Annotated in this window: 25 protein-coding genes; 22 read left to right on the forward strand and 3 right to left on the reverse strand. The window is 37.4% G+C overall.

From position 1 onward, the window contains the following. The first annotated feature begins 5 nt into the window (after positions 1–5). The 6 genes from aroE to ACUN0F_RS11345 all read left to right on the forward strand — a co-directional run bounded on the left by aroE (position 6) and on the right by ACUN0F_RS11345 (position 3,505). Positions 6–839 (forward strand): shikimate dehydrogenase, encoded by an 834-nt coding sequence (aroE, locus tag ACUN0F_RS11320; RefSeq protein WP_445539507.1) that lies wholly within the window; start codon positions 6–8, stop codon positions 837–839. A 5-nt stretch (positions 840–844) separates the two neighbouring features. Next, complete coding sequence (gene yhbY / locus ACUN0F_RS11325) at positions 845–1,147, forward strand: ribosome assembly RNA-binding protein YhbY (RefSeq protein ID WP_000955225.1); 303 nt, start codon at positions 845–847, stop codon at positions 1,145–1,147. A gap of 130 nt (positions 1,148–1,277) precedes the next feature. Then, on the forward strand, positions 1,278–1,847 hold the full coding sequence (gene nadD, locus ACUN0F_RS11330) for a nicotinate-nucleotide adenylyltransferase (protein WP_264460790.1): 570 nt from the start codon (positions 1,278–1,280) through the stop codon (positions 1,845–1,847). Further along, on the forward strand, positions 1,837–2,406 hold the full coding sequence (gene yqeK, locus ACUN0F_RS11335; RefSeq protein ID WP_001078361.1) for a bis(5'-nucleosyl)-tetraphosphatase (symmetrical) YqeK: 570 nt from the start codon (positions 1,837–1,839) through the stop codon (positions 2,404–2,406). The genes nadD and yqeK overlap by 11 nt, the downstream gene beginning before the upstream one ends. Further along, on the forward strand, positions 2,403–2,759 hold the full coding sequence (gene rsfS, locus ACUN0F_RS11340; protein WP_000653202.1) for a ribosome silencing factor: 357 nt from the start codon (positions 2,403–2,405) through the stop codon (positions 2,757–2,759). Before yqeK ends, rsfS begins: the two co-directional genes overlap by 4 nt. Further along, the gene (locus tag ACUN0F_RS11345) at positions 2,756–3,505 is read left to right on the forward strand and encodes a class I SAM-dependent methyltransferase (protein WP_000873071.1); all 750 of its coding nucleotides are present in this window, start codon (positions 2,756–2,758) and stop codon (positions 3,503–3,505) included. The genes rsfS and ACUN0F_RS11345 overlap by 4 nt, the downstream gene beginning before the upstream one ends. A 171-nt stretch (positions 3,506–3,676) precedes the next feature. Here the strand turns inward: ACUN0F_RS11345 and comER are convergent, their stop codons facing one another. Further along, a complete protein-coding gene (comER, locus tag ACUN0F_RS11350) occupies positions 3,677–4,504 on the reverse strand; it encodes a late competence protein ComER (protein WP_001020561.1) in 828 nt (275 codons plus the stop codon). Between the two features lie 77 nt (positions 4,505–4,581). Between comER and ACUN0F_RS11355 the strand changes: the two genes are divergently transcribed. The 3 genes from ACUN0F_RS11355 to ACUN0F_RS11365 all read left to right on the forward strand — a co-directional run bounded on the left by ACUN0F_RS11355 (position 4,582) and on the right by ACUN0F_RS11365 (position 8,137). Continuing rightward, a complete protein-coding gene (locus ACUN0F_RS11355) occupies positions 4,582–5,181 on the forward strand; it encodes a helix-hairpin-helix domain-containing protein (RefSeq protein ID WP_000989940.1) in 600 nt (199 codons plus the stop codon). Positions 5,182–5,244: 63 nt separating this feature from the next. Further along, on the forward strand, positions 5,245–5,802 hold the full coding sequence (locus tag ACUN0F_RS11360; protein WP_000439780.1) for a ComE operon protein 2: 558 nt from the start codon (positions 5,245–5,247) through the stop codon (positions 5,800–5,802). 13 nt (positions 5,803–5,815) lie between these two features. Further along, the gene (locus ACUN0F_RS11365) at positions 5,816–8,137 is read left to right on the forward strand and encodes a DNA internalization-related competence protein ComEC/Rec2 (RefSeq protein WP_445539508.1); all 2,322 of its coding nucleotides are present in this window, start codon (positions 5,816–5,818) and stop codon (positions 8,135–8,137) included. A 29-nt stretch (positions 8,138–8,166) separates the two neighbouring features. Here ACUN0F_RS11365 and ACUN0F_RS11370 read toward each other — a convergent pair whose 3' ends face one another. Beyond that, positions 8,167–8,301, reverse strand: coding sequence for a YqzM family protein (locus tag ACUN0F_RS11370; RefSeq protein ID WP_000997609.1), 135 nt, complete (start codon positions 8,299–8,301; stop codon positions 8,167–8,169). Positions 8,302–8,646: 345 nt separating this feature from the next. Here ACUN0F_RS11370 and holA point away from each other — a divergent pair, with 345 nt between their 5' ends. Then, entirely contained in the window at positions 8,647–9,657 is a 1,011-nt protein-coding gene (holA, locus tag ACUN0F_RS11375) for a DNA polymerase III subunit delta (RefSeq protein WP_001279932.1), read from the forward strand. Between the two features lie 81 nt (positions 9,658–9,738). On the opposite strand, the gene rpsT is transcribed toward holA, so the two are convergent. Next, positions 9,739–9,996, reverse strand: a complete 258-nt coding sequence (rpsT, locus tag ACUN0F_RS11380; protein WP_001274014.1) for a 30S ribosomal protein S20 — start codon at positions 9,994–9,996, stop codon at positions 9,739–9,741. A 181-nt stretch (positions 9,997–10,177) separates the two neighbouring features. Between rpsT and gpr the strand changes: the two genes are divergently transcribed. The 12 genes from gpr to mtaB all read left to right on the forward strand — a co-directional run bounded on the left by gpr (position 10,178) and on the right by mtaB (position 23,627). Continuing rightward, positions 10,178–11,281, forward strand: a complete 1,104-nt coding sequence (gpr, locus tag ACUN0F_RS11385; protein WP_000662625.1) for a GPR endopeptidase — start codon at positions 10,178–10,180, stop codon at positions 11,279–11,281. Next, entirely contained in the window at positions 11,278–11,643 is a 366-nt protein-coding gene (locus ACUN0F_RS11390; protein ID WP_079998465.1) for a YqxA family protein, read from the forward strand. The genes gpr and ACUN0F_RS11390 overlap by 4 nt, the downstream gene beginning before the upstream one ends. 210 nt (positions 11,644–11,853) lie before the next feature. After that, complete coding sequence (gene lepA, locus ACUN0F_RS11395) at positions 11,854–13,677, forward strand: elongation factor 4 (RefSeq protein ID WP_001030960.1); 1,824 nt, start codon at positions 11,854–11,856, stop codon at positions 13,675–13,677. Positions 13,678–13,837: 160 nt separating this feature from the next. Further along, positions 13,838–14,212, forward strand: coding sequence for a winged helix-turn-helix transcriptional regulator (locus ACUN0F_RS11400; RefSeq protein WP_001293536.1), 375 nt, complete (start codon positions 13,838–13,840; stop codon positions 14,210–14,212). Positions 14,213–14,263: 51 nt separating this feature from the next. Then, entirely contained in the window at positions 14,264–15,403 is a 1,140-nt protein-coding gene (gene hemW, locus ACUN0F_RS11405; RefSeq protein ID WP_000249446.1) for a radical SAM family heme chaperone HemW, read from the forward strand. Positions 15,404–15,536: 133 nt separating this feature from the next. After that, a complete protein-coding gene (gene hrcA, locus ACUN0F_RS11410) occupies positions 15,537–16,553 on the forward strand; it encodes a heat-inducible transcriptional repressor HrcA (protein ID WP_000954944.1) in 1,017 nt (338 codons plus the stop codon). Positions 16,554–16,667: 114 nt separating this feature from the next. Continuing rightward, positions 16,668–17,234, forward strand: a complete 567-nt coding sequence (grpE, locus tag ACUN0F_RS11415; RefSeq protein ID WP_000392716.1) for a nucleotide exchange factor GrpE — start codon at positions 16,668–16,670, stop codon at positions 17,232–17,234. 26 nt (positions 17,235–17,260) lie between these two features. After that, positions 17,261–19,096, forward strand: coding sequence for a chaperone protein DnaK (gene dnaK, locus ACUN0F_RS11420; protein WP_000034697.1), 1,836 nt, complete (start codon positions 17,261–17,263; stop codon positions 19,094–19,096). 193 nt (positions 19,097–19,289) lie between these two features. Further along, the gene (dnaJ, locus tag ACUN0F_RS11425; RefSeq protein WP_000043954.1) at positions 19,290–20,405 is read left to right on the forward strand and encodes a chaperone protein DnaJ; all 1,116 of its coding nucleotides are present in this window, start codon (positions 19,290–19,292) and stop codon (positions 20,403–20,405) included. Between the two features lie 28 nt (positions 20,406–20,433). Further along, entirely contained in the window at positions 20,434–21,372 is a 939-nt protein-coding gene (prmA, locus tag ACUN0F_RS11430; RefSeq protein WP_000872122.1) for a 50S ribosomal protein L11 methyltransferase, read from the forward strand. Between the two features lie 146 nt (positions 21,373–21,518). Next, positions 21,519–22,268, forward strand: coding sequence for a 16S rRNA (uracil(1498)-N(3))-methyltransferase (locus ACUN0F_RS11435; protein ID WP_001190150.1), 750 nt, complete (start codon positions 21,519–21,521; stop codon positions 22,266–22,268). 6 nt (positions 22,269–22,274) lie between these two features. Continuing rightward, on the forward strand, positions 22,275–23,627 hold the full coding sequence (gene mtaB, locus ACUN0F_RS11440) for a tRNA (N(6)-L-threonylcarbamoyladenosine(37)-C(2))-methylthiotransferase MtaB (protein ID WP_000108688.1): 1,353 nt from the start codon (positions 22,275–22,277) through the stop codon (positions 23,625–23,627). Positions 23,628–23,816: the final 189 nt, after the last annotated feature.

Here is a 23,816-nt window from a genome sequence, read left to right on the forward strand (position 1 = left end):
GATTTATGAAACAATTATATGGTGTAATCGGAAATCCAATTGGACATTCATTATCGCCAGTTATGCATAACGATGCATTTGAACACTTGAATATGGATGCCCATTATCATGCATTTCTTGTTAAAGAGGAAGTGCTAGGGGAAGCAGTAAGAGGTTTAAAAGCATTAGGTATTTCAGGATTTAATGTAACAACGCCGCACAAAGTTGCTATTATGGATTATTTGGATGAGATTGACCCGCTAGCAAAACAAATTGGTGCAGTAAATACAGTGGTTCATAAGGATGGAAAATTGATTGGCTACAATACAGATGGAATTGGTTTTGTCCGAGCGCTGCAGTCAATTAGTAGTGAACCACTTCAGGAGAAACGTATTTTATTGCTTGGCGCAGGTGGTGCTAGTCGAGCTATTTATTTTTCTCTTGCTGATGTAGGTGTGAAAGAGATTGATGTAGCTAATCGTACAGCAGATAAGGCGAAAGAACTTATTGCTGCATGTACGGCTACTGTTAATTCTGTTGCTTTATCGCTAGAAAAAGCAACAGAAGAACAAGGAGATTATGATATTATCATTCAGACGACAACAATAGGTATGCATCCACGCGTCGAATATACGCCATTACAAATTTCTTCGTTAAAAAAAGGGACGATTGTATCAGATATAATTTATAATCCATTTGAAACGAAAATTTTATGTGAGGCAAAAGAGCAAGGTGCAATGATTCAAAATGGTATTGATATGTTTGTCTATCAAGGTGCACTTGCATTTGAAATGTGGACAGGGCGTGTACCGAATATCGATAGAATGAAACAATTAGTTATAAGAAAGCTTGGAGGCTAACATATATGTTAACAGGAAAACAAAAAAGATTTTTACGTGCACAAGCACATCATTTAACACCAATTTTTCAAGTAGGAAAAGGCGGAGTAAATGAAAATATGATTAAACAAATCGCAGATACTTTAGAAGTTCGTGAACTATTTAAAGTAAGTGTGCTACAAAACTGTGAATTCGATCGTCGTGAAGTTGCAGAAGAACTTGCAAAAGGCGCACGTGCTGAAATCGTTCAAGTAATTGGAAGTACAATCGTTTTATACAAAGAATCTAGAGAAAATAAACAAATTAAACTTCCGCGATCAAAAGAATAGCATATGCTATTTTTTATCGTTAGTGCGTAATGATGTAGAGAGCGAAACCAATTGAACTTTTATTAACAGTGAACTCTCTTCGGATAGGAATGAAGAGAGTTACTGTAGGTAAAAGGAAGGGGCGTTTCTTTTGAGAAAAATTGGCATCATTGGCGGTACATTTGATCCGCCACATTATGGGCATTTGCTAATTGCAAATGAAGTATATCACGCTTTGAATTTAGAAGAAGTATGGTTCTTACCGAACCAAATTCCACCACATAAACAAGGACGGAATATTACAAGTGTAGAAAATCGCTTACAAATGTTAGAGCTTGCGACTGAGGCGGAGGAACATTTTTCTATTTGTTTAGAAGAGCTAAGCAGAAAGGGCCCATCTTATACGTATGACACTATGTTACAATTGACGAAGAAGTATCCGGATGTGCAGTTTCACTTTATTATTGGTGGAGATATGGTTGAGTATTTACCGAAGTGGTATAACATTGAAGCGTTACTCGATCTTGTGACGTTTGTTGGGGTTGCAAGACCTGGTTATACATTGCGTACGCCTTATCCTATCACCACTGTGGAAATTCCGGAGTTTGCAGTTTCTTCATCTTTATTGCGTGAGAGATATAAAGAGAAGAGAACATGTAAATATTTACTTCCCGAAAAAGTACAGGTGTATGTCGAGAGGAATGGGTTGTATGAATCGTGAGAAAGCACTTCATATTGTCAAACAACAAATGCATGAAAAACGTTATATACACACAATAGGTGTAATGGAGACAGCAATTGAACTTGCTAAGTTATACGGTGTGGATGAAAAAAAGGCTGAAGTTGCAGCTATATTCCATGATTATGCGAAGTGTAGAGCGATTTCTGAGATGGAAGAGATTATTAAAAGTGAAGATTTGCCGAAAGATTTACTTTGTTATAACAAAGAGTTATGGCATGCACCTGTTGGGGCATACTTAGTAGAAAAAGAAGTAGGCATTACGGATCCTGAAATCCTGCAAGCTATTACATATCATACAAGTGGTCATGAGAAAATGACGATGTTAGATAAAGTAATTTATGTAGCTGATTACATTGAGCCTGGGCGAAAGTTTCCAGGGGTGGAGGAAGCTCGTAAACTCGCATATAAGGATATAAATCAAGCTTTATTATTTGCGTTAAAGCGAACAATTCAATTTTTAATGGAAAAAAATCAAACGATTTATCCATTAACATTCCAAACATACAACGCAGTTATCAAGGAGGAAATTAGTAAATGAAAGATAAAGATTTATTAGTATTAGCAGCAAAAGCGGCTGATGATAAGAGAGCAGAAGATATGGTTGTCCTAAATATGCAAGGTATTTCACCAATTGCAGATTATTTCATTATTTGTCACGGTAACTCAGATAAGCAAGTGCAAGCAATTGCGCGTGAAATTAAATCAAAAGCACATGAGTTTGAAATCGACGTACAACGTATGGAAGGTTTTGACGAAGCACGCTGGGTACTAGTTGACCTTGGAGATGTAGTTGCTCATGTATTCCATAAAGATGAGCGTAATCACTATAATTTAGAGCGTCTTTGGGGCGATGTGCCACGTGAGGATATTACAGACGAGCTAGACCAATGAAATACGAACAATTTGCATTGTTGTACGACGAACTAATGAATGATGTTCCTTATGATAAATGGGTGGAATTCACAGAGGAAAGTTTACAGCAAGCGGATATGAAAGAGGCGAAGATTCTTGATGTAGCATGCGGTACTGGTAATGTAACACTTCCGCTTGTACAAAAGGGTTACGATTTAATCGGTGTCGATCTTTCAGAAGAGATGTTAACGGTCGCTCAGCAAAAACTAGGCGGAGAAGGATACTTTATTCCTTTTTACCAACAAGACATGCGAGAGCTTGACGTTCCAGGTGAGTTTGACTGTGTAACAATCTTTTGTGATTCATTAAACTATGTATTGCAAGAAGATGGAGTGCAAGAAACATTTCGAAGAGTGTTTCACCATTTACGTCAAGATGGTTTGTTTTTATTTGATGTACATTCTTTATATAAAATACATCATGTATTTCAAAATGAAACATACACAGTGAATGGAGAAGAAATATCTCTTATTTGGAATTGCTTCCCTGGTGAAGAATCAAATAGTGTAGAACATGATTTAACATTCTTTGTTCAAGACCCAGAAGAAGATGTGTACCATCGTTTTGACGAATGTCACGTGCAACGTGCATATCAGGTCGAAGAGTTAACGACATGGCTTGAAGAAGCTGGTTTTACCGTGCTTCGCGTCACTGGTGATTTTGAGCGACTTGAAGTTACAGAACAAACAGAGCGTATTTTTTTCATGGCGAAGAAAAACGGATAAAACAAAAGCAACCGAGAAGGTTGCTTTTGTTTTGTAAAGAAGTTGTAATTTTAGTTCTAGCATAATAAGAAGATGATATACGTGAAGTGTGAAAATACTAGTTTAGGTGAAAATGTAATGTAAAAAAGTAAGTATTTATAAAAAGGATTTGGAATGACGATGACGTATTTATTATGTGTGTTTATTGAATTGCTGATCGACGCATTTTAAATCTTCATCAAATTTCTCGTGTGTCCGCTCAATTAATTTATGAAACATATCCCCAACATGTTCTTCTAAAACACGAATGCCTTCTCCTGTAACGCCGCCTTTAACACATACTTTTTCTTGTAAAGTAGGCAATGTGAAAATCTCTTTTTCAAGTAGTTTCCCCATTCCAACGACCATTTCACTTACTAAAGTAGTGGCTTCTTCATGTGTAATATTTGTTTTATCTACAGCAGCGTTAATGAAACATTGTAATAAATAACTAAAGAATGCAGGGCCGCAGCTTGCTATATCAGATGAAACGCGCGTTATATCTTCTTCTATCATAAGAGGAGTAGAAATGTTTTTGAATAGGCGAAATAGCTTTTGTTGCCACTCTTCAGAGCATTTACTTCCAAATGTAAATAGTGATGCGCCAGACAGGGCGCGGTTTGTAATGCTCGGAATGATACGTGCAATGTGGCAAGGTACAAGCGTCTCTAATTGTGACGGAGATATTGGACTTGTGATAGAAACTAAGCACTTTTCATCAGAAAAATGTTCAGCGTATTTTTGTAGGATCGGGTATATATCTATCGGCTTTACGCAAATAAAAATAAGATGTGATCGTTCGATTACCTCATCGATAGTTTTGGCGATATGAACAGAAGGGTGTTTTTCCTTTATATGATATGCTTTGGCGGGCGTTCGATTAATCATTGTAAGGCACGAAGGTTTGACAGCACGGGTTTCTAAAAATGCGTCGATTAGTATATTCCCCATGTTCCCTGTCCCTATAATTCCTATGTTCAATGTTTCATCCCTCCTTCGTAACAGCTTTCTCCTAAACAATATGAATGATGTTATAAATTTATGATTAGAGGTGTAAAATGATGTGGGATTTTCCAAAGAAATGGTTAGGATTAGTAGCTATTATTGGAACTGTACTTTTTCTTCTTTTTTGGAAAACGAACCAGCATACAGAGCGAACGGTCATTGCAACGGATGTTCAAGCGAAAGAGCTAGAGAAGAAAAGTAAACCGAAAATATCGGATACAAAGCAGCAGAAAAAAATAATTGTAATTGATATGAAAGGGGCTGTTGTTAAAGAGGGGGTGTATGAAATGAAAGAAGGGGACCGGGTCAAGGATGCTATTGAAAAGGCAGGTGGTTTTTTACCTGAGGCAGATAGGAAGAAGGTAAATTTAGCACAAATGGTACAAGACCAAATGATCCTTTATGTACCGAATGAAAACGAACAAGTGCAAGAGGTAGCTGCTATTGCAAAGGGGGAGGGGAAAGTTCAAATAAATGCAGCTTCTAAAGAACAACTTGAAAAAATTACAGGCATTGGTTCTCGGAAAGCAGAAAGTATTTTGAAATATCGAGAAGAACATGGTCCTTTTCAGAAAATAGAAGATTTGTTGGAGATTGATGGGATCGGTGTGAAGTCATTGGAAAGAATAAAAGATCAAATTATTATTCCGTAAAAGATTGACGAAGTTTTTCTTCATTCGCTACACTACAAGTAGACAAAAAAGTAGGTGAAAAATATGGAACGAATTTCATGGGATCAATATTTTATGACGCAAAGCCATCTGCTATCTTTACGTAGTACATGTACAAGGCTTGCAGTAGGAGCGACAATCGTTCGTGATAAACGAATTATTGCTGGTGGATATAATGGTTCAATTAAAGGTGGCGTACATTGTATAGATGATGGATGCTACGTTATTGATAATCATTGTGTTCGTACAATTCACGCAGAAATGAATGCTTTATTACAGTGTGCAAAATTCGGTGTGAAAACCGAGGAAGCGGAAATTTATGTTACGCATTTCCCTTGTTTACAATGCTGTAAGGCGATTATTCAAAGTGGTATTACAGCAGTTTATTATGCGCAGGATTATAAAAATCATCCATATGCCGTAGAGTTATTTGAAAAAGCGGATGTAACAGTGAAACACGTTCCGCTAGAATATAATATTGCAGCATTAGAGGATCAAAAGCGTCATATGGAGTTAAAAGAACTATTTGCATCTTTAGAAAAAGAAAACTTATCAATGGAAGAATTACAGCATGTATTCACGAAAGCAAAAATGATGCTATAAGGAGTGAGTATAGTTGTATGGACAATGGGGTTATGTTGCAATCTCATTTATCATAGGGATTGCAATTGCCTTTTCCACTTCAGTTTTATTGCTGACTTGTTGTCTCGTTTTGTATGTTTTCTATTGTTTATACCGTACTTCGCGTAAAACCTTCTTTTTTTGTATGTTAGCGTGTTTTAGTGGCGCTATGTACACTACGTATATTCAAGGGCAAAACAAGCCTCTAGGAGAGTCTTACGAAGTTACAAGGGGGCTAATACAGAATACACCTCTTATTAACGGGGATCGCCTAACATTTCAAGTTGAAGATCAGAATAAAAATATAGTGCAGTTAAGTTACAAAATTAAATCGGCCTTGGAAAAGAAACAACTGCGACAATTACATGCAGGAGTATCATGTGTATTCGAAGGTGAGAGGAAAGAACCACCAATAGCTCGGAACTTTCATGGTTTTAATTATCGTGATTATTTGTATAAGCAAAATATTCATTTCATATTGGAGGCTATACATATTTCTGAATGCCAAAAAACATCGTTGTCACTCGTGCAATGGATTCTTCTTTTGAGACAGCAAGCAATCTCGGGCGTTACAGAAATGTTTCCGGAGCAATCAGGTGCTTTTATGAATGCATTAGTATTTGGTGATAGACAACAAATGACATTTGAAGTTGAAGAGCAATATCAGCAATTTGGTCTTGTACATTTGTTGGCGATTTCAGGATCGCATATCGTATTGTTAATGGTAATTGTGTATTTTATTTTGCTAAGAAGTGGTGTGACGAGGGAGATAGCGACAGTATGTCTTATCTTTTGCATTCCTCTATATATGATTTTAGCAGGAGCATCACCGTCTGTTATAAGAGCTTCTATAACAGGAGTTTTGATGTTGATTGCTTTCATATGTTCTATTCGTTTATCTAGCTTAGATGCTTTAAGCGTTACAGCTATATGTATGCTTATATTTGATCCGTATCTTGTTTTTAATATTGGCTTTCAGTTTTCGTTCGTTGGTAGTTTCGCCTTGCTTTTGTCAGCCCCGCTTTTACTAGATAGTAGCAATGGAGTAATCCGAAATTCCATTTATATTTCTTTTATTTCACAACTCGTTAGTACTCCGATTTTGTTATATCACTTCGGTTATTTTTCTCCATATAGTATTCTTCTTAATATCCTATACGTTCCGTTTTTATCTCTTATTGTATTGCCGTGTAGTATTATCGTTTTGGTATGTATACCGATCGTCCCGTTTCTTGCAAAAGGACTTGCGAATGTACTATCAATAGGTTTGAATCTTTCTAATGATTTTCTAAGTTATTGTGAAAATTTACCGTTTATCCGCCTTGTTTTCGGGCAAACACCTATACTTCTTGTAGCTCTATATTACGCGAGTATTGTTAGTATATTGATGGTTTGGGAAAGGCGGGTGTCGAAGAAAATTATGTTCGTAGCTTCGGGTATATTTCTTTTCGTTTGTACATGTCATTATGTATATCCGTATTTTCGAGAAAGTGGGAGTGTTACATTTCTTGATGTTGGACAGGGAGACGCAATTTTAATTCGCCTCCCGTACGATAAAGAGATTTACCTCATTGATACTGGTGGCACAATGTGTGCAAATAAGGAAGAATGGCAACGGAAAAAGCATGAATTTTCTGTTGGAAATGATATTTTAATCCCTTATTTACAAAAGGAAGGGATTAAAACAATTGATAAATTAATCGTAACGCATGGAGATGCGGATCATATAGGTGCTGCGCAAGAGTTATTATCAAATATAACCGTAAAAGAAGTTGTATTTGGCCGAAAAGAACAAGATGCGGTATTAGAAAAAGTATTAAAGAAACAGGCATTAGAAAAGGAAGTGAAAATAAGTGAAGTGGGGGAAGGAGAGAGTTGGAGCGTAAATGAAGCGGAATTTTTTGTGTTAGCTCCAACAGGAAAAGCAAGAAGTGAAAATAATGCTTCAATTGTAATATGGGCAAAATTAGGAGGGGCAACGTGGCTGTTTACAGGTGATTTAGAAGAAGAAGGAGAGAAATTTTTAATAGCTACGTATCCAGATTTACGGGCGGATGTTTTAAAGGTTGCTCATCATGGGAGTAATACGTCATCTATAGTGCCTTTTTTGAGCACTGTACAGCCTGATGTAGCGATTATTTCTGTCGGTGAGCGTAATAGGTATGGGCATCCTCATAAGGAAGTGATAGAGCGTTTGGAGAAGATGGGGATTGAAATATGGCGTACGGATAAGCAAGGCGCTATTTCCTATGTTTTTAAAGTGGAACACGGAACCTTTCGTAGCAAAATCACATATGATGAAACACATAATAGATAAAAAAGAAGACTGCCAGTAAGCAGCAGTCTTTAAGAACCGATAAATTTAATAACAGTTGCAATGATGAAAAGTGTTGCGAAAAAACCAAATGAGACGATAAATCCTACCCCTGAATCAATAGCGTCATTGCGTTTACTTTGAACGTTCTGTTCAAAATCATTCATTTAGAATCCCTCCCCAACATTCCACTTTAGTATAAAATATTGTCAGAAAAAAATCTACAATTTCCATATGAAGAGAAATCGAGCGTTTTTACTACTTTAGATCGTTAAGGAACGTGAGTTTTTTGTTTCCAAGCATGTTAACAGTTGGCACTTATACTCGAATTTTTATTGTGAATAATAAAGGGAAGGTGATTACCGCACACCAATAAGAAACCCGGGGCTTATTGCGTGGCGTTTAATATAAATAAAGGAACGGGTCATAAAGCCTGTTCCTTTGTACTTGTAAAACGAAAGCTAGGGCAGTAGTATAAATATATATTGCCAAGTTAGGGAGTAGGAAAAAGTATGAGTGATATACATAAAAAGATTAAAAAGAAGCAGTTTGCTCCAGTGTATTTACTGTATGGAACGGAAGCGTTTTTTATAAATGAAACGATAAAGCTTATTACAACAGAAGCGCTCGAAGAGGAAGATCGCGAGTTTAATGTTGTGACATATGATTTAGAAGAAGCGTATTTAGAAGATGTGGTTGAGGATGCACGTACACTTCCTTTTTTCGGGGAACGTAAAGTGATATTAATAAAATCACCACTATTTTTAACTTCACAAAAAGAAAAATTAGAGCAAAATATAAAAATTTTAGAAGAATATATTGGAGAGCCTTCTCCATTTTCTATTCTTGTTTTTGTTGCGCCTTACGAAAAACTTGATGAACGAAAAAAAATTACAAAACTATTAAAGAAAACAGCGGACGTAGTAGAAGCGAATGCGATGCAAGTGCAGGATGTTCAGAAGTGGATTGTTGCTCGTGCAGATGAAGTGCATGTGCATATAGATAATGCAGCTGTTAGTTTGTTGTTAGAGCTTGTGGGAAGTAATGTAACGATGTTGGCGAAGGAAATGGACAAGTTAACGTTATACGTCGGTATGGGCGGAGAGATTACACCGAAACTTGTTGGGGAGCTTGTGCCAAAATCGGTTGAACAAAATGTGTTTGCTTTGACAGAAAAAGTGGTAAAAAAAGATATCGCGGGTGCGATGCAAATTTTGGATGGATTATTTACGCAGCAAGAGGAACCAATTAAACTGCTTGCGTTATTAGTAAGTCAATTCCGCTTGCTCTATCAAGTGAAAGAGTTACAGCAACGTGGTTATGGACAAAATCAAATTGCGTCTCATATTGGTGTGCATCCATATCGTGTAAAGTTAGCGATGAATCAAACGAAGTTTTTCTCTTTTGAAGAATTAAAAAAAGTGATTATAGAATTAGCGGAAGCTGATTATAGTATGAAGACTGGAAAAATGGACAAGAAACTTGTACTTGAGTTTTTCTTAATGCGGTTAAATCATATGTGATGAAACAAAAAGTTCACGTGCTTAGCATGTGAACTTTTTGTATATAAAAAAACGATCCAAATGGATCGTTTTTTAAACGCCTTACGCGTTTACTTGTTTCGCTAAGCGAGATTTTTGACGAGCTGCAGCGTTTTGGTGGATAAGACCTTTACGAGCTGCTTTGTCAAGTTTTTTAGAAGCAGTTTTGAAAGCTTCTTTAGCATTTTCAAGATCGTTATTAGTAACTAAAGCTTCTACAGTTTTAACAGCAGAACGCATGTCAGACTTGATAGAAGCGTTATGTGAACGACGCTCTTCGCTAAGTTTAGCGCGTTTGATAGCAGATTTGATGTTTGCCATACTTTTCACCTCCCTGGTGCAATCGAATGACTCGATTCTTAACATAGAACAAGTGATATTCTATCAAACGGTGAAGAGAATTGCAATAGTATATCAATGAAATTTCACGTAAAGGAAAGAATGACCTTATATAACTTTGGGAAATCTAACGATATTTACTATGAATTACGGAGGAGATACGATGAAAGAACCATTAGATTTAAGTAAATATAGTGTTAGAACGGACCTTGCTGTAGAGGCACATGAAATGCTGCAAGAGAGTCAAGAAGAGCAAAAAGGGATACAAGGAGTTATTGTCAAAGAGAGGGAAGAAGAAGGCATTACCATTACAAAAGTAACGATTGATGAAATTGCCTCTGAATCGATGGGTAAAAAACCTGGGAGTTATTTAACGCTTGAAGTACAAGGTATACGTCAACAAGATACGGAACTGCAACAAAAAGTAGAGCGCATTTTTGCAAAAGAATTTTCTTATTTCTTAGAAGAGGTTGGCGTTACGAAAGAAGCGAGTTGTTTAATTGTTGGCCTTGGGAATTGGAATGTAACGCCAGATGCGCTTGGACCAATCGTTGTAGAAAATGTATTGGTAACGAGACATTTGTTTCAATTGCAGCCTGAAAGTGTAGAAGAAGGGTTTAGGCCTGTTAGTGCAATTCGGCCGGGGGTAATGGGAATTACAGGAATCGAAACGAGCGATGTCATTTATGGAATCATTGAGAAGACGAAGCCAGACTTTGTTATTGCAATTGATGCATTAGCTGCCCGCTCTATTGAACGAGTAAATAGTACGATACAAATTTCTGATACGGGAATTCATCCTGGATCGGGTGTTGGGAATAAGCGTAAGGAACTTAGTAAAGAAACATTGGGTATTCCTGTTATCGCGATTGGTGTTCCGACTGTGGTTGATGCAGTTTCGATTACAAGCGATACAATTGATTTTATTTTGAAACATTTTGGACGGGAGATGAAAGAAGGCAACAAACCTTCCCGTTCTTTGTTGCCAGCCGGTTTTACATTTGGAGAAAAGAAAAAATTAACAGAAGAAGATATGCCGGATGAAAAGAGTCGGAATATGTTTTTAGGTGCTGTAGGTACACTGGAAGATGAAGAGAAGAGAAAATTAATTTATGAAGTGTTATCTCCTCTTGGTCATAATTTAATGGTGACTCCGAAAGAAGTGGATGCTTTCATAGAGGATATGGCGAATGTAATAGCGAGTGGTTTAAATGCAGCCTTGCATCATCAAATTGACCAAGATAATACAGGAGCATATACACATTGATGGGAAGAGACGATAATCGTTTAAGCCGTTTTTCGCTTTTATGTATATGTAGTGCGGCTTTATGTTTACTTATGATAATAGCAGGGGTGGCACTTGCTAATCATGGTTTAAAAAGTATGAAAGGTTATCAGCAAATGTCGTATGAACAAATCGCTCATATGACAGGAACAGAGGGTGCGGGTGCTGAATCAGAAATTTTGGGAAGTTCGTTTTCCGTTGCTGAAAAACAAAAACAATTAGAAAGCTTAAAAAGCTTTAATGTTGTAGAAGGAATTGGTATGGCAATAGCAAGTGCTTCTTATGAAGTAACAAAGTTCGGAACGGATATAGTTGTTGGGAAAGTGAGAGAGATTTTTAGTTAAGGGTAGCAGGAAGAACGGTTGTCTTACCATTTTGTACGACAGTCGTTTTTAAATTTGAAAAAGGTTTGTCTCTTATGGTTTGTTCGCATAAGATATAGATAGAATGATTTGTATTGTAAGCAGCACGAGTTTTCATTGAATCTTTGCTGCTCTATTGATATAATCAGTGCTAGTGTATATTGGCGAGACTATTAGGAGTTGAGAACATAGATGAACAAAGAAGAAAGAGCAAAAAGACAGTCCAAAATCCGTAATTTCTCTATCATTGCTCATATTGACCACGGAAAATCAACGTTAGCAGACCGTATTTTAGAGAAAACAAACGCGTTAACACAACGTGAAATGAAAGCTCAATTGCTTGACTCTATGGATTTAGAGCGTGAGCGCGGTATTACAATTAAATTAAATGCAGTACAACTAACGTATAAAGCGAAAGACGGTGAAGAGTATATTCTTCACTTAATCGATACTCCAGGACACGTCGACTTTACGTACGAAGTATCTCGTAGTTTAGCGGCTTGTGAAGGTGCGATTCTTGTTGTGGATGCAGCACAAGGGATTGAGGCGCAAACATTAGCGAACGTATATTTAGCGCTTGATAATAATTTAGAAATATTACCAGTTATTAATAAGATCGACTTACCAAGTGCGGACCCAGAACGTGTACGTCAAGAGGTAGAAGATGTAATTGGTTTAGATGCATCGGAAGCTGTACTTGCTTCAGCGAAAGCTGGTATTGGTATTGAAGATATTTTAGAACAAATCGTTGAAAAGGTACCAGCTCCAACAGGGGATTCAGAAGAGCCTTTACAATGTATGATTTTCGATTCTTTATATGACCCGTACCGCGGTGTAATTGCATATATCCGTGTTGTAAATGGAACGGTAAAAGTTGGCGATAAAGTACGTATGATGGCAACTGGAAAAGAATTTGAAGTAACAGAAGTAGGTGTGTTTACACCGAAAACAACGCAACGTGACGAGTTAACAGTAGGTGATGTAGGTTTCTTAGCAGCATCTATTAAGAACGTAGGTGATACACGCGTAGGTGATACGATCACACATGCAAAACGTCCGGCTGCAGAGGCGTTAGCAGGTTATCGTAAATTAAACCCGATGGTATTCTGTGGTTTATATCCAATCGATTCTGCACGTTACAACGACTTACGTGATGCGTTAGAAAAATTAGAGTTAAACGATTCTGCTCTTGAGTTTGAACCAGAAACATCTCAAGCGCTAGGATTTGGTTTCCGTTGTGGTTTCTTAGGACTTCTTCACATGGAAATCATTCAAGAACGTATTGAACGTGAATTTAAAATCGATTTAATTACAACAGCACCAAGCGTTATTTATAAAGTGTATTTAACGAACGGTGAAGATGTTATTGTTGATAATCCATCTAATATGCCAGATCCACAGTCTATTGATCGTGTAGAAGAGCCGTTTGTGAAGGCTTCAATTATGGTTCCGAATGACTATGTTGGAGCTGTAATGGAAATTTGCCAAGGTAAACGTGGAACGTTTATTGATATGCAATATTTAGATGAAACGCGTGTTACACTAACATACGAAATCCCGTTATCAGAAATCGTATATGACTTCTTCGATCAGTTGAAATCAAATACGAAAGGATATGCATCGTTTGACTACGAGTTAATTGGTTACAAACCATCGAAACTTGTGAAAATGGATATTCTTTTAAATAACGAACAAGTCGATGCTCTATCATTTATCGTACACCGTGATTCAGCGTATGATCGTGGTAAAGTAATCGTAGAGAAATTAAAAGAATTAATTCCAAGACAACAGTTCGAAGTACCAATTCAGGCGACTATCGGAAACAAGGTTGTAGCACGTTCTACAATTAAGGCAATGCGTAAAAACGTACTTGCGAAATGTTACGGTGGTGACATTTCTCGTAAGCGTAAACTTCTTGATAAGCAAAAAGAAGGTAAAAAACGTATGAAGTCTGTTGGTTCTGTAGAAGTACCGCAAGAAGCATTCATGGCTGTACTGAAAATGGATGACAACTAATAATTGATTGTTATTTCATGCGGATTGAGATAAAAAAAGAAGTCGTTTATACGGCTTCTTTTTTATGTATAATTACTTTTTAGACAACGTAGCTTCTCTCATTTACAATAGTGAGGTGGCTATATTTATGAATGATTGATATAGAGTTAGGAGACTATTAATGTCCGAAAATATTCGAAAAGATATTCACGAAAAAATACAAAATGGCAATTTTAATTGTGAAAAGGAATTGACGCTTTCTATTATTAGCGGGAAGTGGAAAGTTGTGATACTGTGGCATCTTGGTGTGGAAGGGCCTCATCGTTTTAGTGAATTACAACGATTATTCCCAAGCATTTCTCATAAAGTTTTGTCGAACCAATTAAAAGAGTTAATGGAAGATGGGATTGTTGACCGAACAGTATACCCAGAAATTCCTCCGCGAGTAGAGTATTATATGACGGAATTAGGCATGTCGCTTTTACCGATCGTTGAAATGATGTATGATTGGGGAAAAATGCGAATGGAACAAATTCGTAATACGTTAGAGAAGTGAAGATTCCTCCGGAGTGCGGAGGTTTTCTTTTTAGAAAGGTAGGAGTTATATTTGGTTCAAGCTGCATATATTCATATTCCATTTTGTCAGCATATTTGTCACTATTGTGATTTTAATAAAGTGTTTATTGAACGCCAACCGGTCGATCAATATTTAGAGTATTTAGAGAAAGAAATAATAAATACAGTTCAAAAAGTACCGTTTGATAGTATGAAAACGATTTTTGTTGGTGGAGGAACTCCGACAGCGTTAAATATGGAACAGACAAAAAAGTTACTAGATATTATAAACCGTCGCTTACGCCCGTTTGCTCCAAATTGTGAATTAACATTTGAAGCGAATCCAGGTGATTTACCGAAAGAGAAGTTAAATGTATTGCTAGAAGGTGGAGTGAACCGAATTAGTTTTGGTGTGCAAACATTTCGGGATGAGTTGCTTGAGAAAATTGGGCGTAAGCATACGAGGGAAGATGCATTTGTAGCAATTAGAGAAGCGCAGGAAGTGGGCTTTAAAAATATAAATGTAGATATTATTTATGCTCTGCCAGGGCAGACGATAGAAGATGTAAAAGAAACATTAGACATTGCTTTTACGCTTGGTGTACAACATTTCTCAGCATATTCATTAATTGTGGAACCGAAAACTGTGTTTTATAACTTAATGAATAAAGGGAAATTAAGACTTCCAGGTGAAGATCATGAAGCGAAAATGTATGAAATGGTAATGGATGAAATGGAGAAACACGGCTATAGCCAGTATGAAATTAGCAATTTCTCAAAAGGTGATAATGAAAGTAGACACAATCTCACATACTGGAATAATGAGGAGTATTATGGATTTGGAGCTGGAGCGCATAGTTATGTAAATGGAGAACGTATCCAAAATGTAGGGCCGCTCAAGCAATATTTCAATAAAATCGATGAAACTGGATTTCCATATTTAGATGTTCACGCGGTGACGGAGAAAGAAAGAATGGAAGAAGAGTTGTTCTTAGGACTTCGAAAAACACAAGGTGTATCTAAAATATTGTTTCAAAAGAAATTTAATATGGAGATGAATCAAGTTTTCGCGAAGCAGTTGCAAAAAAATCAAGAACAAGGATTGCTTGAAGAGAAAGATGGATATGTTCGTTTAACGCGAAAAGGAAAATTATTAGGGAATGAAGTATTCCAATCATTTTTGATTGACTAATTAAATGTTCCATAAACGTGAAAAAGTTTCATTATTTCGTGACGTTTCCGTTGACAATTGAATGTCAATTTTGGTAAGTTATTAATAGATTTAGCACTCGAAGACAAAGAGTGCTAACAGAGGTGATGATGAGATGCTTACGGAACGTCAGCTCTTAATTTTACAAACAATTATTGATGACTTTATTGGATCAGCGCAACCTGTTGGGTCGAGGACGTTGGCTAAGAAAGATGAAATTACGTTTAGTTCAGCTACTATTCGAAATGAAATGGCTGATTTAGAGGAACTAGGGTTTATTGAGAAAACGCATAGTTCTTCAGGACGTGTTCCTTCTGAAAAAGGATATCGTTTTTATGTAGACCATCTTTTAGCGCCGCAAAACTTACCGAACGATGAAATTGTACAAATTAAAGATTTATTTGCTGAAAGAATTTTTGAAGCGGAAAAGATTGCACAGCAATCGGCTCAAATTTTATCAGAGCTTACGAATTATACGGCCATTGTTCTTGGACCGAAGTTAAGCACAAATAAACTTAAAAACGTACAAATTGTACCGCTTGACCATCAAACTGCAGTCGCTATTATTGTAACGGATACAGGGCATGTACAAAGCAAAACGATTACCGTTCCGGAATCTGTTGATTTATCAGATTTAGAAAAAATGGTTAATATTTTAAATGAAAAGCTGTCGGGTGTACCAATGGCAGAACTGCATAACAAAATCTTTAAAGAGATTGTTACAGTTTTACGTGGATATGTTCATAATTACGATAGTGCAATAAAAATGTTAGATGGTACATTTCAAGTTCCTTTATCGGAAAAGATATACTTTGGAGGCAAAGCAAATATGCTTTCGCAACCAGAGTTCCATGACATTCACAAAGTAAGATCCTTGCTGACGATGATTGATAATGAAGCCGAGTTTTATGACATTTTGCGTCATAAACAAGTAGGTATTCAAGTGAACATTGGTAGGGAAAACTCTGCGACGGCCATGGAAGATTGTAGTTTAATTTCTGCAACATATTCGATTGGAGAAGAACAGCTTGGAACAATTGCTATTTTAGGTCCGACAAGAATGCAATACTCTCGGGTAATTAGTTTGTTACAGTTATTTACGAGACAATTTACTGATGGACTTAAAAAGTAAATGAGAGTAATACATTCGCTCAAGTAATGAAATTTTCATTGCTGTGTGTAATATATAATGCTTAAGGAATTGTGTTCAGCATAATACCTAATACCTTTTAAGGAGGTGAATATTGTGGAAGAGCGTAACGAACAAGTGGTAGAAGAAGTAAAAGAAGCGCAAGTTGAAGAAGCTGTCACGACAGAAAACAGTGAAAAAACTGTAGAAGAAAAAAGTGAGGCTGCTCTTTTACAAGAAAAAGTAGATGAGTTACAAGCGAAGCTAACGGAAACGGAAGGTCGCACATTACGTCTACAAGCTGATTTTGAAAATTATAAGCGTCGTGTCCAAATGGATAAACAGGCTGCTGAAAAATATAGAGCACAAAGTCTAGTTTCAGATATTTTGCCAGCTCTTGATAATTTTGAAAGAGCGATGCAAGTGGAAGCAACTGATGAGCAAACGAAATCCTTGTTACAAGGTATGGAAATGGTGCATCGTCAATTGCTAGAAGCGTTGACTAAAGAAGGCGTTGAAGCGATTGAAGCTGTTGGTAAACAGTTTGATCCTAATGAACACCAAGCTATTATGCAAGTGGAAGATAGTGAATTTGAATCAAACGCGGTAGTTGAAGAATTCCAAAAAGGTTATAAACTAAAAGACCGTGTGATTCGCCCATCAATGGTAAAAGTAAATCAATAATTTACATAAAAGTAGGAGGATTCGCCATGAGTAAAATTATCGGTATTGACTTAGGTACAACAAACTCTTGTGTAGCTGTTATGGAAGGTGGAGAACCAAAGGTTATCCCAAATCCAGAAGGAAACCGTACAACACCTTCTGTTGTAGCTTTCAAAAATGAAGAGCGTCAAGTTGGGGAAGTTGCAAAGCGTCAAGCAATTACAAACCCAAATACAATCATGTCTGTTAAACGTCATATGGGTACAGACTACAAAGTAGAAGTTGAAGGTAAAGATTATACACCTCAAGAAATTTCTGCAATCATTTTACAAAACTTAAAAGCTTCTGCTGAAGCATACTTAGGTGAAACAGTAACGAAAGCTGTTATTACAGTACCTGCATACTTCAACGATGCAGAACGTCAAGCAACAAAAGATGCTGGTCGTATCGCTGGTTTAGAAGTTGAGCGTATCATTAACGAACCAACAGCAGCAGCGCTTGCTTACGGTTTAGAAAAACAAGATGAAGAGCAAAAAATCTTAGTATATGACTTAGGTGGCGGTACATTTGACGTATCTATCCTTGAGTTAGCAGATGGAACATTCGAAGTTATTTCAACTGCTGGTGACAACCGTCTTGGTGGAGATGACTTTGACCAAGTTATTATTGACCACTTAGTAGCTGAGTTCAAAAAAGAAAATAACATTGATTTAAGCCAAGATAAAATGGCACTTCAACGTTTGAAAGATGCAGCTGAAAAAGCGAAAAAAGATCTTTCTGGCGTAACACAAACACAAATTTCATTACCATTCATTAGTGCTGGAGCTGCTGGTCCATTACACTTAGAATTAACGTTAACAAGAGCGAAATTTGAAGAGATTTCAGCAGGTCTTGTTGAAAGAACGTTAGAGCCAACTCGTCGTGCATTAAAAGACGCTGGTTTTGCTCCAAGTGAATTAGATAAAGTTATCCTTGTTGGTGGATCTACTCGTATCCCAGCTGTACAAGAAGCTATTAAACGTGAAACTGGTAAAGAACCATATAAAGGTGTAAACCCTGATGAAGTTGTAGCATTAGGTGCTGCAGTTCAAGGTGGCGTACTTACTGGTGATGTAGAAGGCGTACTATTATTAGACGTAACTCCACTTTCTTTAGGTATTGAAACTATGGGTGGTGTGTTCACGAAATTAATCGAGCGTAACACTACAATTCCAACAAGTAAGTCACAAGTATTCTCAACAGCTGCTGATAACCAACCGGCAGTAGATATTCACGTATTACAAGGTGAGCGTCCAATGTCAGCTGACAACAAAACATTAGGTCGTTTCCAATTAACAGACCTTCCACCAGCACCACGTGGTATTCCACAAATCGAAGTAACATTCGATATTGATGCGAACGGTATCGTTAACGTACGTGCAAAAGACTTAGGAACAAGCAAAGAGCAAACTATTACAATCCAATCTTCTTCAGGTCTTTCTGATGAAGAAGTAGATCGTATGGTACAAGAAGCAGAAGCAAATGCTGACGCTGACCAAAAACGTAAGGAAGAAGTTGAACTTCGTAACGAAGCTGACCAACTTGTATTCCAAACAGATAAAGTTGTAAAAGATTTAGAAGGTAAAGTGGATGCGGCTGAAGTTGCAAAAGCAACAGAAGCGAAAGAAGCATTACAAGCTGCGATCGAGAAGAACGAGCTTGAGGAAATCCGTGCGAAAAAAGACGCTTTACAAGAAATCGTACAACAATTAACTGTTAAATTATACGAGCAAGCTCAAGCAGCTGCAGGGCAAGCAGAAGGTGCACAAGGAGCACAAGATGCTGGCGCGAAGAAAGACAATGTAGTAGACGCTGAGTTCGAAGAAGTAAAAGAAGATAAGTAATATAAATAAGTAAGATGACAAAAAGTCAAAGTCAAGCGTGCCTTGACTTTGGCTTTTTTCACGAATGAAAAGAAAAGTGTGAGGTTCTTAAGTTTTTTACTTTGCATACTGTAAGTGAGGAAACTTTGTTGCAAAGCACTTTCTTTCGGTGTTAAAATTACGTTTATGTGAAAGATTCGGGGGTTGTAAATTTATGAGTAAACGAGACTATTATGAGGTCCTTGGACTTAGCCAGGGTGCTTCAAAAGATGAAATAAAAAAAGCGTATCGTCGTTTGGCTAAAAAATACCATCCAGACGTAAGTAAAGAAGAAAATGCAATTGAAAAGTTTAAAGAAGTACAAGAAGCATACGAAGTATTAAGCGACGATCAAAAGCGCGCGCAATATGATCAATTTGGTCATGCTGGTGCAAATCAAGGTTTCGGTGGCTTTGGCGGCGGAGGAGACTTCGGCGGTGGCTTCGGTTTCGAAGATATCTTTAGTTCGTTCTTTGGCGGCGGTGGCGGTAGACGTCGTGATCCAAATGCTCCGCGTCAAGGTGCTGACTTACAATATCAAGTTACTTTAGAGTTTGAGGAAGCTATTTTTGGTAAAGAATTAAATGTTGAGATTCCAGTAGAAGATCCATGTGATACTTGTAAAGGTAGCGGAGCGAAACCAGGAACTTCAAAAGAAACATGTAAACATTGTTCAGGATCAGGGCAAGTAAGTGTAGAACAAAATACACCATTTGGTCGTATCGTAAACCGTCAAGCTTGTGGTCATTGTTCAGGAACTGGTCAAATGATTAAAGAAAAATGTACGACATGTCACGGTTCTGGTAAAGTACGTAAACGTAAAAAAATCAATGTTAAAATTCCAGCAGGTATTGATAATGGTCAACAAATTCGTGTATCTGGAAAAGGTGAAGCGGGCGTAAATGGCGGACCGGCAGGAGATTTATATGTTGTTGTTCATGTGAGAAATCATGAATTCTTTGAGCGTGAAGGAGATCACATTATTTGTGAAATGCCATTAACATTTGCGCAAATGGCACTTGGTGCTGAAGTGGAAGTTCCTACTGTTCATGGGAAAGTGAAGCTAAAAATTCCAGCAGGAACACAAACAGGAACAGAATTCCGCTTAAAAGGAAAAGGTGCTCCGAACGTACGTGGATACGGTCAAGGAGATCAATATGTAGTCGTTCGTGTTGTTGTACCGACGAAATTAACTTCACATCAAAAAGAGTTATTACGTGAATTTGCGGGACAAGAAGAGCAGGATGATAGTTTATTTGGAAAGCTTAAACGTGCTTTCAAAGGGGAATAATGGAAATGAAAAATGGAGTTGGTAAATTGTGAAATGGTCAGAAGTTAGTATTCATACAACAGAAGAAGCAGTAGAAGCTGTCTCTCATATTTTACATGAAGCTGGTGCTAGTGGAGTTGCGATTGAGGATCCAGCGGAGTTGACGAAAGAGCGCGAGCAACAATATGGTGAAATTTATGCATTGAACCCAGATGAATATCCGGCAGAAGGTGTATTAATAAAAGCATATTTCCCACAAACGGATTCTTTACAGGAAACGATTGCGGGTGTAAAATCATCTATTGATATGCTTCCATCTTACGACATCGAAATTGGTACTGGAAATATTACCGTTAACGAAGTCAATGAAGAAGATTGGGCTACTGCTTGGAAAAAATATTACCATCCAGTACAAATTTCTGATACATTCACAATTGTGCCGACGTGGGAAGAATATACACCAGCTTCTCCGGAAGAAAAAATTATTGAATTAGATCCAGGTATGGCATTTGGAACAGGAACTCATCCGACAACAACGATGTGTATTCGTGCTTTAGAAAAAACAGTTCAGCCAGGTGATACTGTCATTGATGTAGGAACAGGTTCTGGTGTACTTAGTATTGCAGCGGCAAAATTAGGTGCGTCTTCTGTTCAAGCGTATGATTTAGATCCGGTTGCAGTGGAAAGTGCAGAAATGAATGTACGTTTAAATAAAACAGATGATATCGTGTCTGTTGGGCAAAATAGTCTTTTAGAAGGTATTGAAGGTCCTGTTGATTTAATCGTAGCTAACTTATTAGCAGAAATTATTCTTTTATTCCCTGAGGATGCAGCAAGAGTTGTGAAGTCGGGCGGATTATTTATTACATCGGGCATTATTGCAGCGAAGGAAAAGATAATTTCTGAAGCGCTAGAAAAAGCTGGATTTACAATTGAAGAAGTATTACGAATGGAAGATTGGGTAGCAATTATTGCACGAAATGCGTAATATAGATTTTAGTTTATAATGAAAAGGGGGAGTCTCTCACTATAAGGTGAGGGACTTGCCGTTTGTTATATGAAAAAATGATAACGTTTCGTTCTTTTCGTAAGTGTTGACTTACGAAAGGAACGAAACTCTACTAAGGTGATTATATGCAACGTTATTTTGTAGAAGAGAAATATGTAAATGAGACAAGTATTCGCATTGTAGGTGATGACGTACATCATATCGCAAGAGTGATGCGTATGTCAGCTGGAGATCACATTTATTGCTGTGTAAACGGAAAAACAGCAATATGTTCAATTGATGAAATTACCAGTGAATTTATTAATACGGCTATTGTAGAATGGGTAGAGGCGTCAAGTGAACTTCCTGTTTTCGTGACGATTGCAAGTGGACTGCCAAAAGGAGACAAGCTAGAGTTAATTTTCCAAAAAGGAACTGAGCTTGGGGCGGCCGCATTTTTACCATTTCAAGCATCTCGCTCTATTGTAAAATGGGATGCGAAAAAGGCTGATAAAAAAGTTGAGCGTTTAAGAAAAATTGTGAAAGAAGCTGCGGAACAATCGCATAGAAGCGAAATTCCAGAAGTGCATGCTCCGGCATCATTTAAGCAATTGCTTTCAATGAGTAATGAGTATGATGTATGTCTTGTTGCGTACGAAGAGGAAGCAAAACAAGGTGAGAAATCCAATTTTGCTAAAGCTTTAACGACGATGAAACCAGGCCAAAAACTATTGATTGTATTTGGACCAGAAGGTGGTTTAGCGGAGGAAGAGATTACTACGCTTCGTGAACATAAATTTGTACCATGTAGTTTAGGACCAAGAATTTTAAGAACAGAAACGGCGCCGTTATACGCGTTAAGTGCTGCTTCGTATCATTTTGAATTGATGGGGTGATGATCAATGTCAACTGTTGCGTTCCATACGTTAGGTTGTAAAGTAAACCACTATGAAACAGAGGCCATTTGGCAATTGTTTAAACAAGGTGGATATGAAAGAACTGAATATGAAAAGAAAGCTGATGTATATGTTATTAATACGTGTACAGTAACGAATACGGGAGATAAGAAAAGCCGTCAAGTTATTAGACGTGCTGTTCGTCAAAATCCGGATGCGGTTATTTGTGTAACGGGATGTTATGCACAAACATCTCCAGCGGAAATTATGGCGATTCCAGGCGTAGATATTGTAGTTGGTACACAGGATCGTGAAAAGATGTTAGGATACATCGAAGAATTCCGCAAAGAGCGTCAACCAATTAATGCTGTCCGCAATATTATGAAAACACGTGTATACGAAGAACTGGATGTACCTTATTTCACGGATCGTACACGTGCATCTTTAAAAATACAAGAGGGTTGTAATAATTTCTGTACATTTTGTATCATTCCTTGGGCACGTGGTTTAATGCGTTCTCGTGATGGAAAAGAAGTTATTAAACAAGCGCAGCAATTAGTAGATGCAGGTTATAAAGAAATCGTATTAACAGGTATTCATACAGGTGGGTACGGTGAAGATATTAAAGATTATAACTTAGCTGGATTACTTCGTGATATGGAAGCGGAAGTAGGCGGATTAAAACGTCTACGTATTTCTTCTATTGAAGCGAGTCAGATTTCAGATGAAGTAATTGAAGTGTTAGATAAGTCTGAAGTAGTTGTACGTCACTTGCACATTCCATTGCAATCTGGATCTAATACTGTATTAAAGCGTATGCGTCGTAAGTATACGATGGAATTTTTCCAAGAGCGTTTAGATCGATTGAAAGAAGCGTTACCAGGCCTTGCGATTACATCGGATGTAATTGTTGGTTTCCCAGGTGAAACAGAAGAAGAATTCATGGAAACATACAATTTCATTAAAGAGAATCGCTTCTCTGAGTTACACGTATTCCCTTACTCAAAGCGTACAGGAACACCTGCAGCGCGTATGGAAGATCAAGTTCCTGAAGATGTGAAGAATGATCGTGTTCATCGTTTAATTGAACTATCTAACCAATTAGCGAAAGAGTATGCATCACAGTTTGAAGGGGAAGTGCTTGAAATCATTCCGGAAGAGCAATTTAAAGAGGGCGACCGTAAAGGGTTATATGTAGGCTATACGGATAACTACTTAAAAATTGTATTTGAAGGATCAGAAGAGTTAATTGGTAAGCTAGTGAAAGTGAAAATTACGAAAGCTGGTTATCCATATAACGAAGCGCAATTTGTTCGTGTTCTTGAAGATGATGTAAAAAAAGAATCAGCAAGCGCATAAAATGAAACTTTAATGAGTGGGGTTTTTGTTCCTCCCCACTAATTATCAGCCGGATTCCTACCTAAGTTCTTTGCTTGTGCTGAATTTTGAGGTGGGGGGTCTTACTGCCCGGCAAATAGCGGGATAAAAAAAGCATGCAAACGGAAACGATTTGCATGCTTTCTTTTTTTCGTGGAGAAGTTAAGTACT

The sequence above is a fragment of the Bacillus sp. 1A genome (genome assembly GCF_052682215.1).

What these genes read in the sequence shown, in the direction of transcription:
- dnaK (WP_000034697.1), top strand. Translation starts at nt 17,261, where the DNA reads ATGAGTAAAATTATCGGTATTGACTTAGGTACAACAAACTCTTGTGTA.
- ACUN0F_RS11400 (WP_001293536.1), top strand. Translation starts at nt 13,838, where the DNA reads ATGTCCGAAAATATTCGAAAAGATATTCACGAAAAAATACAAAATGGC.
- ACUN0F_RS11345 (WP_000873071.1), top strand. Translation starts at nt 2,756, where the DNA reads ATGAAATACGAACAATTTGCATTGTTGTACGACGAACTAATGAATGAT.
- ACUN0F_RS11360 (WP_000439780.1), top strand. Translation starts at nt 5,245, where the DNA reads ATGGAACGAATTTCATGGGATCAATATTTTATGACGCAAAGCCATCTG.
- gpr (WP_000662625.1), top strand. Translation starts at nt 10,178, where the DNA reads ATGAAAGAACCATTAGATTTAAGTAAATATAGTGTTAGAACGGACCTT.
- ACUN0F_RS11435 (WP_001190150.1), top strand. Translation starts at nt 21,519, where the DNA reads ATGCAACGTTATTTTGTAGAAGAGAAATATGTAAATGAGACAAGTATT.
- aroE (WP_445539507.1), top strand. Translation starts at nt 6, where the DNA reads ATGAAACAATTATATGGTGTAATCGGAAATCCAATTGGACATTCATTA.
- hrcA (WP_000954944.1), top strand. Translation starts at nt 15,537, where the DNA reads ATGCTTACGGAACGTCAGCTCTTAATTTTACAAACAATTATTGATGAC.
- rsfS (WP_000653202.1), top strand. Translation starts at nt 2,403, where the DNA reads ATGAAAGATAAAGATTTATTAGTATTAGCAGCAAAAGCGGCTGATGAT.
- dnaJ (WP_000043954.1), top strand. Translation starts at nt 19,290, where the DNA reads ATGAGTAAACGAGACTATTATGAGGTCCTTGGACTTAGCCAGGGTGCT.
- holA (WP_001279932.1), top strand. Translation starts at nt 8,647, where the DNA reads ATGAGTGATATACATAAAAAGATTAAAAAGAAGCAGTTTGCTCCAGTG.
- lepA (WP_001030960.1), top strand. Translation starts at nt 11,854, where the DNA reads ATGAACAAAGAAGAAAGAGCAAAAAGACAGTCCAAAATCCGTAATTTC.
- yhbY (WP_000955225.1), top strand. Translation starts at nt 845, where the DNA reads ATGTTAACAGGAAAACAAAAAAGATTTTTACGTGCACAAGCACATCAT.
- ACUN0F_RS11370 (WP_000997609.1), bottom strand. Translation starts at nt 8,301, where the DNA reads ATGAATGATTTTGAACAGAACGTTCAAAGTAAACGCAATGACGCTATT.
- rpsT (WP_001274014.1), bottom strand. Translation starts at nt 9,996, where the DNA reads ATGGCAAACATCAAATCTGCTATCAAACGCGCTAAACTTAGCGAAGAG.
- mtaB (WP_000108688.1), top strand. Translation starts at nt 22,275, where the DNA reads ATGTCAACTGTTGCGTTCCATACGTTAGGTTGTAAAGTAAACCACTAT.
- yqeK (WP_001078361.1), top strand. Translation starts at nt 1,837, where the DNA reads ATGAATCGTGAGAAAGCACTTCATATTGTCAAACAACAAATGCATGAA.
- ACUN0F_RS11355 (WP_000989940.1), top strand. Translation starts at nt 4,582, where the DNA reads ATGATGTGGGATTTTCCAAAGAAATGGTTAGGATTAGTAGCTATTATT.